General features: G+C 52.8%; 10 protein-coding genes. 2 read left to right on the top strand and 8 right to left on the bottom strand.

The features are described from left to right. Positions 1-165: 165 nt before the first annotated feature. The 5 genes from kdsA to Q5Y71_RS06095 all read right to left on the bottom strand — a co-directional run bounded on the left by kdsA (position 166) and on the right by Q5Y71_RS06095 (position 8,017). Positions 166-1,011 (bottom strand): 3-deoxy-8-phosphooctulonate synthase, encoded by an 846-nt coding sequence (kdsA, locus tag Q5Y71_RS06115; RefSeq protein WP_306040934.1) that lies wholly within the window; start codon positions 1,009-1,011, stop codon positions 166-168. Positions 1,012-1,072: 61 nt separating this feature from the next. Beyond that, entirely contained in the window at positions 1,073-2,707 is a 1,635-nt protein-coding gene (locus Q5Y71_RS06110) for a CTP synthase (protein WP_306040932.1), read from the bottom strand. Between the two features lie 125 nt (positions 2,708-2,832). Then, positions 2,833-4,143 carry a tRNA lysidine(34) synthetase TilS gene (gene tilS, locus Q5Y71_RS06105; protein ID WP_306040931.1) on the bottom strand — a complete coding sequence of 437 codons (1,311 nt, stop codon included), beginning with the start codon at positions 4,141-4,143 and terminating at the stop codon, positions 2,833-2,835. A 320-nt stretch (positions 4,144-4,463) separates the two neighbouring features. Continuing rightward, positions 4,464-6,230, bottom strand: a complete 1,767-nt coding sequence (locus Q5Y71_RS06100; RefSeq protein ID WP_306040929.1) for a cellulase family glycosylhydrolase — start codon at positions 6,228-6,230, stop codon at positions 4,464-4,466. A gap of 512 nt (positions 6,231-6,742) precedes the next feature. Continuing rightward, a complete protein-coding gene (locus tag Q5Y71_RS06095; RefSeq protein ID WP_306040928.1) occupies positions 6,743-8,017 on the bottom strand; it encodes a sugar MFS transporter in 1,275 nt (424 codons plus the stop codon). 580 nt (positions 8,018-8,597) lie between these two features. Here Q5Y71_RS06095 and Q5Y71_RS06090 point away from each other — a divergent pair. Next, positions 8,598-9,770 (top strand): sensor histidine kinase, encoded by a 1,173-nt coding sequence (locus Q5Y71_RS06090; RefSeq protein ID WP_306040927.1) that lies wholly within the window; start codon positions 8,598-8,600, stop codon positions 9,768-9,770. Further along, on the top strand, positions 9,767-10,615 hold the full coding sequence (locus Q5Y71_RS06085) for a LytTR family DNA-binding domain-containing protein (RefSeq protein ID WP_306040926.1): 849 nt from the start codon (positions 9,767-9,769) through the stop codon (positions 10,613-10,615). Before Q5Y71_RS06090 ends, Q5Y71_RS06085 begins: the two co-directional genes overlap by 4 nt. 217 nt (positions 10,616-10,832) lie before the next feature. Here Q5Y71_RS06085 and Q5Y71_RS06080 read toward each other — a convergent pair whose 3' ends face one another. From Q5Y71_RS06080 to Q5Y71_RS06070, 3 genes are all read right to left on the bottom strand, one after another. Next, positions 10,833-12,083 carry a sugar MFS transporter gene (locus Q5Y71_RS06080; protein WP_306040924.1) on the bottom strand — a complete coding sequence of 417 codons (1,251 nt, stop codon included), beginning with the start codon at positions 12,081-12,083 and terminating at the stop codon, positions 10,833-10,835. Positions 12,084-12,180: 97 nt separating this feature from the next. After that, positions 12,181-12,450 carry a hypothetical protein gene (locus Q5Y71_RS06075; RefSeq protein ID WP_306040923.1) on the bottom strand — a complete coding sequence of 90 codons (270 nt, stop codon included), beginning with the start codon at positions 12,448-12,450 and terminating at the stop codon, positions 12,181-12,183. Positions 12,451-12,456: 6 nt separating this feature from the next. Beyond that, positions 12,457-13,947 carry a tryptophan halogenase family protein gene (locus Q5Y71_RS06070; protein WP_306040921.1) on the bottom strand — a complete coding sequence of 497 codons (1,491 nt, stop codon included), beginning with the start codon at positions 13,945-13,947 and terminating at the stop codon, positions 12,457-12,459. Positions 13,948-13,989 lie beyond the last annotated feature (42 nt).

Here is a 13,989-nt window from a genome sequence, read left to right as displayed (position 1 = left end):
AAAAGAGGTATCCAAACTGTTGCGCGAGAAAAATCGCCGGCTAGCAGCACCCCATCGGACAATCTTTCCGCAGTTGAAGTATCGGCAGCTGGTTCACAGCGTTAGCACCACTGGAACAGGTATACTGCACCCGGCAAAGAGGCTCTCCTAGAATGAGGTTTACTGTTATTTTGTATCCAGTGCGGCAAAGCCTTTTATCAGATCATCTACCGCCTTCATTTGTGCAAGAAAAGGCTCCAGCTTGTCCAAAGGCAGTGCGCTGGGCCCATCGCACAGGGCCTTGTCCGGTTGCGGATGCGCTTCGAGGAACAACCCGGCAATACCAATCGCCAGGCCTGCGCGCCCCAGCTCTGTAACCTGCGCCCGGCGTCCACCGGACGCGGCACCAGAAGGGTCGCGCATCTGCAGCGAGTGCGTCACATCAAAGATCACAGGGGCCCCTGCGGAAACATCAATCATGGTGCGAAAGCCTAGCATATCAACCACGAGATTGTCGTAGCCAAAGCAGGTCCCACGCTCGCATAACAGAATGTCTTCATTGCCACACTGGGCAAATTTATCCACTACATTTTTGACCTGCGGCGGACTCATAAACTGTGGCTTCTTTACATTGATCACCGCACCGGTAGCGGCCATGGCCGCTACCAGATCGGTCTGGCGGGCAAGAAAAGCGGGCAACTGGATAATATCCACAACCTCTGCCACAGGTGCCGCCTGGAACTGCTCGTGTATATCGGTAATCAGGGGAATATTAAAGGTCTCTTTGATTTCCTGGAAAATCCTCAAGCCCGCTTCCATGCCCGGCCCGCGGTAGGCATCGACCGAGGAACGGTTTGCCTTGTCAAAAGAGGCTTTGAAAACGTAGTCAATTCCCAGCTTTTGGGTGACTTTAACGAAGTGTTCCGCCACTTGCATGGCCAGCTCCCGGGACTCCAGTACATTCATACCGCCAAACAGAACAAAGGGCCTGTCATTCGCAATCTGAATATTTCCGACTTCAATGGTTTTCACGGTCTGCTTCCTGTTCTCTCCCCCTGACTGTTAAGCCAGTGGCAAAATTGCATTTTTTATTTTAACCCCGGTTTTCCCGCTGATGCATGGCTGCGGCAACGAAGCTCTCAAACAGCGGGTGTCCATCGCGGGGTGTGGAGGTGAATTCCGGGTGAAATTGGCAGGCGACAAACCAGGGGTGGTTGGGCAGTTCAACCATTTCCACCAGAGAGTCATCCACAGAAAAGCCGCCGACCTTCAGACCGGCCTGCTGCAGGCGGTCGACATAATTATTATTCACTTCATAGCGGTGGCGATGACGCTCCACAATCACGTTGGCACCATAAATTTCACGGGCCTTTGAGCCCTCTGCGAGGCGGCACTCCTGCCCTCCCAGACGCATGGTACCACCGAGATCGGATTGCTCATCGCGTTTCTCTACATTGCCTTCGCTGTCGATCCACTCGGTGATCAGACCAATCACCGGGTGCGGCGTCTTGGTATCAAATTCCGTACTGTTGGCACCCTCTAGGCCGAGCACATTGCGCGCAAACTCAATTACCACAGACTGCAAACCAAGGCAGATACCCAGGTAGGGGATGTCGTTTTCACGGGCGTAACGCACCGCTTCCAGCTTGCCATCGAGGCCGCGTTCACCAAAACCGCCGGGCACCAGGATTGCATCGGCACCGGAGATCAGGTCAATGCCTTCGGTCCCTTCAACCTCTTCCGCATTGATAAAATCAATATCCACTTTACAGCGGTGTTTGATACCTGCATGGGTGAGGGATTCAATCAGCGACTTGTAGGCATCCAGCAGCTCCATATACTTGCCAACCATGGCAATTCTGATTTCTTTATTGGGATTGAGCTTGCCATCCACCACCCGATCCCACTCGGACAGATCCGGGGCCCGGCATTGCAATTGCAGTTTTTCCACCACGATATCGTCGAGACTATGGCTGTGCAGCAGGCGCGGAACACCGTAGATGGTTTTGGCATCGGGCAGAGGGACAACCGCGCGCTCCTCTACATTAGTAAACAATGCGATCTTGCGGCGGGCATCTTTGTGGATCTCGCACTCAGAGCGACACAGCAGTATGTCCGGTTGCAGACCAATGGAGCGCAGCTCTTTGACAGAATGCTGTGTCGGCTTGGTTTTGGTTTCTCCAGCTGTGGTGATAAAGGGTACATAACTCAGATGAATCAGTAATGCGCGGTTTACTCCCATCTCAACGCGCAACTGACGCACAGACTCCAGGAACGGCTGGGATTCAATATCGCCAACGGTACCCCCGATCTCAACGATGGCCACATCCATATCAAGGCCGCCTTCCAGTACACGGCGTTTGATTTCGTCAGTAATATGGGGAATCACCTGTACGGTACCGCCTAGGTAGTCCCCGCGGCGCTCCTTGCGCAGTACGGTTTCGTAAACCCGGCCAGTTGTGAAGTTGTTGCGCATGGACATCCGTGTGCGAATAAAGCGTTCGTAGTGACCAAGGTCAAGATCCGTCTCCGCACCATCTTCTGTGACATAGACCTCCCCGTGCTGAAAGGGGCTCATGGTGCCCGGATCCACGTTGATATAGGGGTCCAGCTTCAGGATGGTCACCTTGAGCCCACGGGCCTCGAGAATGGCGGCCAGAGAGGCGGAGGCGATACCTTTTCCCAATGAGGAAACCACGCCACCAGTTACAAAAATATAGCGCGTCATGCAAAACCTTGATCAGTTGGGTGCTCGATGAAAGTCGAGCTTTCAGGGCAGGCCCGGGCGGTTAATCCAGCGCGTTCCGGTGCCTTTGAGACGGGGGGCCAGACTAGCAGAAAACCCTTTTCCACTCAATCGGAAAACCACCATCTGGGTGGCGGCGTCTGGGCGAGGCCCGCCACATCGCAGGTAAACAGGTCGCCGACGGCCACCAGCTCCCCCGCACGATATACCAGTGGCACCCTGTCTCTCAGCCAGGGCTCCAGGGCCCGCTCCTGTAATAACTTCTTCAGGGTCTGGGAATGTACCCGATCCGATGGCTGTGCCCGCTCACCCCCACGGCGATAGCGCACCCGATACTGTGAACCTGGCCAGCCCGGTGAGGGTGCCAGCATCCCTCCTCCCGGCAGAGGCAACTCGGAGATGCCATCCCAGCACCTTTGCTCCCCACCCTCTTTCACCAGGTAACGCGCCAACTCAGGGGTCAGATACAAACGCCCCTGATAGCGCCTCACTACTCTGCCGCCCAGCTGCACCGCAATCCGGGCATCCGCTGCCGCCGCGCCCAGTTGTTCCAGAGCCTGCTGTAAAGGGGCCCACTCCGGCGCCTTACCGCCCTGCTGCAAACTCCAGTAGCGCAACAAGTTCTTGCGCCGGGCCAAACTTAGACCGGTGAACCTCTCCAGGGCCAGGCTCTCCCCAAAGCGCTCCCGGCGGAATCCACAGCCATGCAGATCTGCAAGTGCCAACGCCTGCAGCAATTCGGCGGACTCCCGCAGATTTTCCACTGCACGCATGACCCGTTGTCTGGCCGGCCAACGTGCGGAAAGCAACGGCAATACACTGTGGCGCAGGTAATTGCGATCGAGGGACTCATCGGCGTTGCTCTCATCATCGATCCAGGTAAGCCCATGGTCCCCAGCCCAGGCCGCCAGCTCGACACGGCTAGCTCCCAGCAGGGGCCTCAACAGGGACCTGCCCTCACCCAGGAAGCGCGATTCCGCAATACCGGCCAACCCCAGTACCCCAGCACCGCGCATCAGGCGCAGCAAAAAAGTCTCTGCCTGATCATCCCCGTGATGGCCGAGCAGGATCTGATCACCCTCTGACATCACCTGGGCAAACGCCCGATACCTCGCCCTGCGGGCCCGCTGCTCCAAGCCTCCCTTTCCTGTAGCCACATGTATCTGCACAGCGGTAAAGGGTACTGACAGGTGACAGGCAAACTCCTGACAATGGGACAACCAGCGGTCCGCATTCGCACTCAAGCCATGGTGCACATGCAGCGCCCGCACCGGAATTTGGCAACTGGCGAGCAGGTGCAGGAGGACTGTGGAATCCAGGCCACCGGAGAACCCGACCCAGAGTTGGCCTGGCACAGGGTGGCGCTGCAATGCCACCTGCAGGAGTGTCTGAAGCCGCTTTGGGGTGGTGAATGTCACTGGATGGCAAGCCCGCAATTTACCTCGCCACAGTATACCCAAATGTGCGACCTGGGCGGAAAGGGAGGGTGTCCTCCAGAAAAGGCAGGTGGGCTCGGGAAGAAATCGTAATTTACCCGGCAAGCAATCCGGTATGACCTCTGCTCTTTCGACTGCCGCATTGGAAAACCCGATAACTGGATGAAGTTACCGGGCTCTCAATACATTGCAACAAGACCTGTACCTACCCCATTCACTCAGCCGACAAAAAGCCTAGGGGTGAATCCCTCTTTGCACCCTTCGAGCAGGCTAAGGCCACGAAAGACCTTTTTCACAACCTGCTAGAGCCTGGTGAATCGTATCCAGTTCAGGTTCCATCCCCCCCGGGGCACACCGATTCCAAAGTTCTGCCTTCCGGCTTCCAGGTAAACGGTCATGGAGATCGTTGTCCAGTTTTGCCAACCATCCGTATCGGGTATTGCTAAAGTGCCATAAACGGGGTTTCCCCCGGCACGTTCAAAACTGAGGGCGCCACCATCCAGGGCCGCCACACGGAACTCTACCGTATAGTTCCCGCTCGAAGGGATATCAATATCGTGGTAAGCCATCCAGTCCCCGGCATCAATCCAACCGACGTTCTGCCCTCCCCCCACATCACTGGTGGACTCAGTCTGTACACCACTCATATACGTGTGGTTCTCGGCTTCGATCACGATGCCCTCATCAGGCGGGTCAGGGTTGTTGTCACTACTCTGAATATCCAGCCAATTGAGATTCCAAGCGGGACCCAGGACCGCAATGGCTATCTCCTGCTCTCCGGCATCCAGCTGAACAGTCTGTTGAATCGTGGTCCAGCTCTGCCAGTCACCGGTATTGGGGATATCCAGTTGACTATATACCGGTGAACCGCCACGTTTCTCCAACTGCAATACGCCGCCGCTACCCAACGCAGCCACCCGATAGGACACCGTATAGTCACCCCTGCTGGGCACAGTGATTTTGTAGCTCATCCAGTCGCCAGTATCGAGATAACCGACATTACTGCCACCGCCCGTATCCGAAGTGCTCTCAATTTGAACACCGGACATTTCACAGAAATGCTCTGCTTCAATTCTTGCGGGCAAAGTGACTGTGTCGCAGTCGGATGGGTTTGGAGGTGTATTTCCTACCCAGGATCGAATAATCTGACGCACTTTATTCCCAGATTCGGTCAAACTGGAGTCAGGCCAACCGCCATTCGCATTCGCCCCGGGCCAGAGAGCAGAGGCCCCCTCATTTTTGTCGTTGATCGACCAGTTTGCATGACTGATATTATTGGATTTGAGAAAATCCATCCAACGATCAGTTTCACCATGATTCACCCCCCCATTGCCGTCTGCGTTCACAGTTCCCCATTCAGTGGCAAATAGCGCGATACCGTTGTTGAGTGCGGTTTGCGCTTTGTCTCTCAAATATTGGCCATGCGTACCGGCATAAAAATGCAAGGTATAGGCGATATTGGCATAGCCCCGAATGGGATCATAAGAAGCCTGGTCGACATCCTGAGACCAGGTGGGTGTTCCGACAATAATCAGATTATCTGGATCGATAGCACGTATGGCACTGATCACCGACTCGGCATAAGGCTTGACGTCACTACTCCAGGAAACCTGTTTCGGCTCATTGTAAATCTCATAAATCACATTGTTTGTATGACCGTAATCGGACGCCATACGCTTAAAAAAATTGATCGCCTGGCTCCAGTCATGGGTATGAGCATAGTGGGAGTGCCAATCAATAATGACGTACATATCATTGGCTATGGCCGCATCCACTACCACTCGCACCTTGGCCTCATTACCGGCCGGGTCTTCAAAATATCCGCCCCCGTCTTCGACCCCCATTGCAGCCCGCACCAGTGTTGACTTCCAATCCGATTTCAACCAACTAACGGTACTCGCATTGTAGTATTTCTCTCCACCCCAACCATTATTGCTCCAGAAGTAGCTATTGCCTGCAAGACTGCCCGGTTGGCCATCGATCAAGATCCGATTCCCACTGACACTCAGGGGTTCTACTGCGAATACACCGGTGGAGTGCAGCAGCCACCAGCCTGCCAGAAGCGCCAAAAAGGCACGCCCCGAGCAGGGAGTACATTTGTTTGTGCTTTGCTTTCTCATCACTTTTAATCCTTTGCTAATTATTCTTGTACCATCACATCTTGCGATGCGCAGTTGCTATGCCCAAAGGATATTTCTACGGATAGGAATGTGCGATTTCCTTGACTGTACCTGCGTCCCAGAGCCCGCTACACCGCGAATCTATCATTGATACCACACTGGCTTTGAGCAATAAAAATCCGCTAGAGTGGTTCTTTCCCGGGGCGATACGGACAGCGCCCCCCGAACACTGTGTCAGTTGTATCAAAAGATACTCAAGGCAAGTGGTACTGACAAAGTAAGATGGGGATGGATCGGGTTGCCAATACAATTGATTTTGACACCAAACAATCTACTGTAGTGCAACCACCAGTTGAGATAGAAACAACGAGGCTTGCCCAGACAGATTGTGAGCCTCACCTGGCAGGCCCCTTACTGCAAGTGAATAATAGAATTGCACTCGGTTGCTATAAGCGACCGTCTCATTCCTCTACATCTCCACGCAGATCCAGCGAGAAGGCTCCATAATAAACAATGAAACAATAACACAGCAGGGGCACCGAAAAGGAAATCTGGATACCGGCGCTATCTGCAACCAGACCCTGTAAAAGCGGGATTACTGCCCCCCCCACGATTGCCATACACAGCACACCACTGCCCTGGCAGGTATGTCCACCCAGACCATGCAGGGCAAGACTGAATATGGTTGGAAACATAATCGAGTTACACAACCCGACGGCAACGATCGACCACACGGCAACAACACCGGAGCTATGCATGGCCACCGAAATCAGTGCCACTGAGCCCAGGCCACAGATCGCCAACAGTTTCCCGGCAGATATATAGCGTAGAAGCAGTGCCCCAGCAAAACGGCCAATCATCGCACCACCCCAATACAAGGAGACAAAGTGTGCGGCCTCAAAAGGTCGCATCCTAGCTACCGAGGGCTCCCCGAAAAAACTCACCAGAAAGCTACCGATGGCAACTTCAGCCCCCACATAGGCAAAAATGCCCACTGCACCCAAAGTCAACCTGGGAAAACGCCAGATAGAAAAGATCTCCTGCTCGTTGGCCCCAAACTCTGTGGCTTTCAGGTGATTGGGAATTTCCGGCAGGCGTATCCAGGAGAAAAAGGCCACCATCAGCAACAAAATGACTGCCAGCCAGAAATAGGGGGCCTCCACCAATGCCGCCTCACGGGCGCGAAACTCGGTTATACTCGCAGCGGTATCCGGGTCAGAGCCGGTAGAGACCGCAGTAAAAAAGACCGCACCGCCAATCACAGGCGCAAGTGTGGTTCCCAGGGAGTTAAACGCCTGGGTGAGATTCAACCGACTGGGTGCCGAGCGAGCGCCGCCCAGGGCAATAACATAGGGATTGGCAGACACCTGCAACAGGGTAATTCCTGAGGCCAATACAAAAAGTCCAAATAAAAATACCTCATAGATTTGCAATCGTGCCGCTGGAATAAACACCAGACAACCGGCACAGGCAACCAACAGGCCCAGCACCAGTCCCAACTGGTAACCCACTCTGCGCAGTAGCATCCCCGCAGGCACGGAGACCAGAAAGTAAGCGGCAAAAAAGCAGAACTGTACCAGAACGGCCCGGGTATAACTCAGCTCAAAAACATTTTTCAGGTGTGGTACCAGCACATCATTGAGGCCAGTAATAAACCCCCAGATCAAAAATAAAGAGGTCAGGGCAGCCAGATTGAAATAACCGGGGACAGCGCCTGCTGGTATGGCGCCCTTCATGCCAGTATCCTTGACCAAGATCTCGTTTGGAGAGTTCGACTCGGGCAACATCTGTTTCACTGGAAACCGATCTCATAAGCCAATAGAGCATTAATCCCGATCAATCCGCTCATACCAAACCCTATGACCACTATCACGTTCACTGCATGAAAGCGCGCATGCATCCGATCCAAATAAGCCAGGAATGAATCATACACAAGCTACCTCCTTTCAAAATCACATGCCAAGGCCGGAAGATCATGAGGCCACACGCCCTGATCACTTTAAAACAGAACACAGCGACTCCAGACAAAGGCGGTCTTATCACTAAAATCCGTGCGAGAATCACAGGCAAGACCACCGTCTGCTGTAACCCAGCACAACCACAGGAAAGTAGTCATATAAGCCCAGATTGCCGAAATTTACTTGACGATTCACCCCGAAATCCGGCAAAAAGGACTATTTAGAGGGTAAACCGGAAGCTTGACATTAGTTGGTCCTGGCAGGACAAGGCCAGCCAAGGTAGTATTTGCAGGATAATAATGAAGGCGATGGTGAGCGTCTATCCCGGCATTTTCATAATATTAAAAAACGGGACATCATGCAGTACCCAACCCGTCAGAAAAAGAGCCTGAACACCGACATTCAGACTACCTGCTGGTTTTGGAAGTTGCAGCTAGTGAGCTGGGTGGGGATATTGCTGGTCACTTTTCTTTCACTCAGCCTGTGGCACTCCCCTTCGGAATGGCCCAAATTTGAGCCGATAAATACCCTGTTTCAGTGCACCATCGCCTTTGTCTTGTCACTATTTCTCAAGCCTATTTTCGACATTGCCTGGGACTCAGAGCTGGCCGTGCGCACAGTCATCTATCTGCTGGCGGTGGCGGTCATCTCCGGAATATGGACACTGGTGCGGATGGAGGCCTATATACGACTGAGTGGCGAGCATTCCATCTGGTCTGAATTTGGTGGCTGGTATTACGCCTCCCTATTTGTATTTTTATTTTGGAGCGCCCTCTATTGTGGGGTGAAATATCACCTTTTGTTGCAAGATGAGCACAATAAAATGCTTGAGGTTGCCGCAGTGAACGAACGCGAACAACTGCGCAGGCTGCAAGCTGAGGCTATTGCCAGTGAGGCCCAATTGAAAATGCTGCGTTACCAGCTCAACCCGCATTTTTTGTTTAATACGCTGAATTCCATCAATGCACTGATCCGTTTTGAGCAAGCTGATGAGGCCCGCCAAATGGTTGTACGCCTCAGCGACTTCCTGCGTCTGTCACTCAAAGAAGATCCCATGCAGAAAGTCACCCTGGAACGGGAGATCGAAGCCGTACTGCTCTATTTGGAGATCGAAAAGTCCCGCTTTGCCGATCGGCTGATCGTGGACCTGTCTATTGATGAGCAGGTGCGCAACGCCCAGGTGCCCAGTATGCTACTGCAGCCTTTGGTGGAAAACTCGGTCAAATACGCCATTGCTCCCAATGAACTGGGAGGCACTATCGCCATTAGTGCGCGACATGCCGGTGCACGCCTGGTACTGGAAGTCACTGATACCGGCTGTTCAAGCAGATTTTCTGATGAGCAAGACTGCCATTTTCCCTCTACCGGGGTCGGCGTGAAAAATGTACGCGAGCGTCTCTGCAATCTGTATCCACAGAATTTCCGTATAGAACAGTGTAAAAAATCTGATTCCGGCATGCTGGTGCGTATTGATATCCCACTGGAAATAACCGCGCACCCCACCCACCTGACACAGGGAGAAATCCTATGAACACACTCACCGTTGCACTGGTGGACGACGAACCCCTCGCCCTGCGGCTGCTGAAAAGTATGCTTGAGGAATTCAAGGATTTAGAAATAGTCGCCTGTTGCCGGAATGGCCGGGAAGTACTGCAGGCTGTATTCGACTGCGCTCCGGATTTACTGATCCTCGATGTACAAATGCCCGGCATGAATGGATTCGAGGTAGTACGCCGCCTACAGGGTGATACCATGCCGCTTATTGTATTCACAACCGCCTACGATCGATACGCACTGAAGGCGTTTGACGTTCATGCAGTAGATTATGTGTTGAAACCGCTGGACAGCAGGCGCCTGCAAACCGCACTGGAGCGGGTCCGCCAGCGGCTACAGCAAATGCACTTGGCACAGGATCGCAACTGCCTGGGGGAAAAGGATCGCCTGCTAAACTCAATTGCAGATGCCGGCCCGCAAGGAGGATTGTCTGGTGAAAGTGCACTGGCGCAATCCTTTTCTCACCGCCTAGCCATCAAGGATCGCGGCACCATCACCATGGTAAACCAACAGGATATCGAATGGATCGACGCAGCCGGTGACTATATGTGTGTGCATGTGAAAGGTGAGACACATGTGATGCGCAGCACAATCAAGGATCTGCAAAAGCAGCTGTGCCCCGATAACTTCAAGCGTATCCACAGATCCACTCTGGTGAACCTAAATTGTATTACGCATATCAAGGTGCTGACTAAAGGCGAGTACTTTCTCACCCTCAATAGTGGTGCCAAGGTCAAAGTCAGCCGAAACTATCGCCAGCCAGTCAAGGAGTTTCTGGACTCCAACCACAGAGCCCAACAGACGGCATCAAAAGCCTCTTAACCACCGCCGAACAAATACTACGTAACTGTTTTCGCTGTCGATACTGAGCTCCAGTTTCAGTCCAAAGCATCAAAAATACCACCTGCACTTATTTTAGTGGAAATTTTCTAATCCCTCCTCACTTTTAAGTGTTTTGCAGGACACACACTCTGCTTGTTGCAAAAAAGCCGGCATACAAACACCGGCGCAAAGTGTTCAGAAGAGGAAAAGCAACCCCTCAAGCGCATTTATCCGGGCGATGCCCGGCAATCCCATAGTAGAGAATATAGAGATAGCAGAAAACTGGCAGAACAAATGCCAGTTGGATACCTACATGATCGGCCAGCAAGCCCTGCAAGAAAGGCACTACAGCACCACCGACAATTGCCAGACACAAAATTCCCGAACCCTGGCTGGTAGCGCGGCCAAGTTTGGCCACTGCCAGGCTGAAAATCGTCGGGAACATAATGGAATTACTCAAGCCCACCGACAGTACCGCATACATTGCCAGATAACCCTCACCAGTCACCGTGGCTAGCAGCAGAATGCAGGAAATCATCGCGCATGCAGCCAATACCTTTCCGGCAGCGATATATCGCATTACCAGCGCACCGGCAAAGCGGCCCATCATGGCCCCGCCCCAGTATAGGGAGACAAAAAACGCCGCCTCCGACTCCTCCAGGCCGGCAATGGAATCCTCGGCCATAAAGTTCACCAGGAAGCTGCCAATAGAGACTTCCGCCCCCACATACAGAAAAATGGCTACCGCGCCCAACACTAAGTGGCGATAACTCCATACTGAATCAACCTGTCCTTCGGCTATGGTGTGGGCAGAAATCTGTGGCAAATGGAGAACTCCAAATACAATAGCCAGAACCGCAAGCGAACTTGCCAGTATCAGGTAGGGCACTTCAACCGCGGAGGCCCCCACAGTACTGGCCGCTACCCCTGCCGCCGGCAGAATCATTATTGCCCCGAATTGGGGAGCCACCGTTGTACCCAAGGAATTAAAGGCCTGGGTCATAGTGAGACGGCTGGCCGCTGTGCGTTCGTCACCCAACACCGTGACATAGGGATTCGCCGATACCTGCAGTAGGGTAATACCAGAGGCCAGAACGAACAAGGCTCCGAGGAAAAGCGCATAAATTTCCATACGCTCGGCGGGAATAAATAACAAGCAGCCCAACACGGCAACACCCAACCCCGTCACAATTCCCTTTTGGTAACCGATTCTCGATACCAGGACTCCGGCAGGAAGGGATACCAGGAAATAGGCCCCGAAGAAACAAGACTGCACCAACATGGCCTGGGCATAGTTCAGTGTAAAAATCCCTTTCAGGTAGGGGATCAGAATATCGTTGAGGCAGGTGATGAACCCCCACAAAAAAAACAGAGAGGTCAACGCTACCAGCGCAAATCTCTGCCTGGAATGATCGCCAACTTGTAACTGTGCAGCATTAGATGCCGTGTTACCTTGCAACAATGTCATAATGATTGATCCTGAGAGTACAGCCTCGGCAGTCGATTCGTTTGAATAGTGGAAAACACTTACCTATCAAGCCATTTGGTCATGTCGCTATTTTCTATCACGCCACCACCATTGTGCCCCAGCGATTTTCGACAAAACGGGAAAAATTGAAGACAACACGGGCGTCCGAGATCAGAGTGCTCACTGAGGTCAAACCCACCGTAGCCCATACAGTTGGGTTTTTGCCCGGAATATCTGCGGATTCCATCAAACCCACTTGCATACCACAGGCATCGGCACCATAGTGCTCCGCAGCGAATACCTCTGTAGTCAACCAGCCCACAGTGCCGCCGGCCAACCCAATCGTCCAGTTGATCCCTCTGTTCATACACAGTTATTCACTTGCGAGCCCCCCTTTGCAATATTGCTCTATCGCCTGTCGATGTGAGGGAAAAGCTGAGACCCTGTTCTCAACAAATTTTTTGTAACCCTGTAAAAATGCCCCCAGTTCATCCTCACTCATAAGATCGACAATGGGATGATAATCGGTGGGTTCTATACGCTGCCCAAGCAACACCTGCACCCAGGAATTGATTTGAAACAGCTCTCGCTCTGTACCAGACAACACACCTGTTGCACGAAATAACTCCAAGCGGCCAGCCAATGAATCTGGAATCGCCATAGTGTTACAGTATCGCCAGAAAGCACTGTCTTTGCGCTCCGTCGCTTTATAGTGCAGGATAATAAAATCCCTGATCCCCTCAATCTCCTCGCGCGTCTGCGCATTATAGGTGGCCATCGCCATATCAGAAATTTCATTTCTGGGAAATAACTTAAGAAGGCGCAAAATTGCCGACATGGCTAGATGTATGGACGTGGACTCCACCGGCTCGAGAAAACCACCTGACAGACCAATGGCCACACAATTCTTGTGCCATGCCTGCCTGCGGCGCCCCGGCCGATAGCGAAACCTGCGGGGCTCAGAGACAGGTTCGCTAAGTAGATTCTGTAACAAGCGTTCACCCGCAACGGTATCAGCCACATACTGACTGCTATAGACTAGGCCGTTGCCCATTCGGTTTTGCAGGGGAATACACCACTGCCAGCCAAATTCCTGGGCTATCGCCTGGGTGTAAGGACGCAACTGGTCCTGTCCCGCACTCTGAACGGCAATCGCTGAATCACAGGGCAGGAAATCCCCATAGGATTCAAAGCCAACGTTCAGGGCGGAACCAATGAGTAGCGCACGAAAACCGCTGCAATCAATAAACAGATCCCCCTGAATTCTGGCACCGTCTTCAAGTACCAGTGCATCGATATAGCCATTGCTTCCGGAAATTTCCACCCGCTCTATTTTTCCATCGACATGATTACACCCATGCCTTAATGCATGTTGGCGAAGAAAACCTGCATATAACCCCGCATCGACATGATAGGCATAGTTGAGTTTTCCCGCATCTCCCGGCAATAGGCGCTGTTTTCGCGCAGATTGCAACTCCACACAGTAGTCGCCAAACTCACTGGCCAAAGCTCTCTCACGGCCAGCCAACCAAAAATGATGGAAGTCACAGGCCCAGCAATCCTTGCCGGTAATACCAAAAGAGTGAATGTAGCTATCGCCTCGCTGTGCCCAGTGCTTGAATTCAATACCCAGCTTAAAAGTGGCCTGGGTTGCCGACATAAATTCGGACTCCCGGATAGCAAGCAGACGATGAAAATTTCTCAGAGGCGGTATGGTTGCTTCCCCAACGCCGATACGCCCAATCGCTGCAGAATCCACCAGGGTAACTTTTACCTGTTTACCGTAGAGTTTGGCAATAGCTGAAGCAGCCAACCACCCGGACGTTCCCCCTCCCGCAATAACGATTTGATGGATCCCGGCCATATTGATTCAACGCTCGTCGGATGTATCGGTGTTGGGAATCTG

It is taken from the genome of Microbulbifer sp. 2205BS26-8 (assembly GCF_030731025.1).
In the GTDB taxonomy this organism is placed as follows: Bacteria; Pseudomonadota; Gammaproteobacteria; order Pseudomonadales; family Cellvibrionaceae; genus Microbulbifer; species Microbulbifer spongiae.
Note: the sequence above shows the minus strand (reverse complement) of the source record. Positions and strands in the feature narration are given on the sequence as shown.

What these genes read in the sequence shown, in the direction of transcription:
- Q5Y71_RS06075 (WP_306040923.1), bottom strand. Translation starts at nt 12,450, where the DNA reads ATGAACAGAGGGATCAACTGGACGATTGGGTTGGCCGGCGGCACTGTG.
- Q5Y71_RS06080 (WP_306040924.1), bottom strand. Translation starts at nt 12,083, where the DNA reads ATGACATTGTTGCAAGGTAACACGGCATCTAATGCTGCACAGTTACAA.
- Q5Y71_RS06070 (WP_306040921.1), bottom strand. Translation starts at nt 13,947, where the DNA reads ATGGCCGGGATCCATCAAATCGTTATTGCGGGAGGGGGAACGTCCGGG.
- Q5Y71_RS06085 (WP_306040926.1), top strand. Translation starts at nt 9,767, where the DNA reads ATGAACACACTCACCGTTGCACTGGTGGACGACGAACCCCTCGCCCTG.
- Q5Y71_RS06090 (WP_306040927.1), top strand. Translation starts at nt 8,598, where the DNA reads ATGCAGTACCCAACCCGTCAGAAAAAGAGCCTGAACACCGACATTCAG.
- Q5Y71_RS06110 (WP_306040932.1), bottom strand. Translation starts at nt 2,707, where the DNA reads ATGACGCGCTATATTTTTGTAACTGGTGGCGTGGTTTCCTCATTGGGA.
- Q5Y71_RS06095 (WP_306040928.1), bottom strand. Translation starts at nt 8,017, where the DNA reads ATGAAGGGCGCCATACCAGCAGGCGCTGTCCCCGGTTATTTCAATCTG.